The sequence below is a fragment of the Photobacterium obscurum genome, from assembly GCF_026191635.1.
GTDB classification, from domain to species: domain Bacteria; phylum Pseudomonadota; class Gammaproteobacteria; order Enterobacterales; family Vibrionaceae; genus Photobacterium; species Photobacterium obscurum.
In genome coordinates, this window is sequence record NZ_JAKRRW010000058.1 from 1 (window position 1) to 873 (window position 873).

General features: G+C 51.4%; 1 rRNA gene. It reads left to right on the forward strand.

The features are described from left to right. Positions 1–873: ribosomal RNA gene (locus MD588_RS25880) — 23S ribosomal RNA — on the forward strand; the annotation flags it as partial.

Consider the following 873-nt stretch of genomic DNA (forward strand, 5'->3'; position numbering starts at 1 on the left):
GTTAGGCGAATGTGCTGGAAAGCACAGCAATAAAGGGTGATAGCCCCGTAGCCGACAGCGCGCTTCGAGTGAAATCGAGTAGGACGGGACACGTGATATCCTGTCTGAACATGGGGGGACCATCCTCCAAGGCTAAATACTCCTGACTGACCGATAGTGAACCAGTACCGTGAGGGAAAGGCGAAAAGAACCCCTGTGAGGGGAGTGAAATAGAACCTGAAACCGTGTACGTACAAGCAGTAGGAGCACCTTCGTGGTGTGACTGCGTACCTTTTGTATAATGGGTCAGCGACTTAATTTTAGTAGCAAGGTTAACCGTATAGGGGAGCCGTAGGGAAACCGAGTCTTAACTGGGCGTACAGTTGCTAGGATTAGACCCGAAACCAGGTGATCTAGCCATGGGCAGGTTGAAGGTGAGGTAACACTTACTGGAGGACCGAACCGACTAATGTTGAAAAATTAGCGGATGACTTGTGGCTAGGGGTGAAAGGCCAATCAAACCTGGAGATAGCTGGTTCTCCCCGAAAGCTATTTAGGTAGCGCCTCGGACGAATACTACTGGGGGTAGAGCACTGTTAAGGCTAGGGGGTCATCCCGACTTACCAACCCTTTGCAAACTCCGAATACCAGTAAGTACTATCCGGGAGACACACGGCGGGTGCTAACGTCCGTCGTGGAGAGGGAAACAACCCAGACCGCCAGCTAAGGTCCCAAAGTTATAGCTAAGTGGGAAACGATGTGGGAAGGCTCAGACAGCCAGGATGTTGGCTTAGAAGCAGCCATCATTTAAAGAAAGCGTAATAGCTCACTGGTCGAGTCGGCCTGCGCGGAAGATTTAACGGGGCTAAGCTATACACCGAAGCTGCGGCAATG